General features: G+C 67.1%; 1 protein-coding gene. It reads right to left on the bottom strand.

Annotated features, from left to right (window positions below):
• A partial coding sequence (locus tag KUM49_RS38025; protein WP_217241534.1) for a hypothetical protein occupies positions 1-504 on the bottom strand: 504 nt, incomplete at its 3' end.
• Positions 505-513: the final 9 nt, after the last annotated feature.

Here is a 513-nt window from a genome sequence, read left to right as displayed (position 1 = left end):
CACCGCCACCGCATCCGGAGCCCGCGCCACCTGCACCGCAAACAACTCCGGCAAAGTCGACACCTCAGCATCCACCACCGTGTCATTCCACTCCACCAAGAGCTGGTCGTGCTGGGCCTCGTCGAGGATGTCGACCGCCGACAGCGAGCTGCCCGGGTCGTCCTCCATCGCCGCGACGAGGTTCTCCAGGCACGTGTGCAGCAGCCGGCACACCGCCTGCCCATCCACCGAACCCACCGCATCCACCGTCAGCCCGAACCGGTGCTCAAAATCGTCCACTGAGACTGCCACCGGATAGTTCGTGGCTTCCCGCGTGAACACCATCTGGATCCGCCTGGGCGTGGTGTCCGCCTCCTGGCGGGGCTCCACGTCTGGACGCTGGCTGTGACGGTAGTTGAAGAGCGAGGTGAACAGCGGGCTGCCGCCGGGCATGCCGCTGGCCTGCTGTGCGAGCGTCAGCGGGGCGTGCTCGTGCACCAGCAGTTCCGCCAGCTGGTCACGCACTCCCTCCAA

The organism is Streptomyces sp. AC555_RSS877 (genome assembly GCF_019049245.1).
Classification (GTDB): Bacteria; Actinomycetota; Actinomycetes; order Streptomycetales; family Streptomycetaceae; genus Streptomyces.
This window is presented reverse-complemented; position numbering and strand designations above follow the sequence as displayed.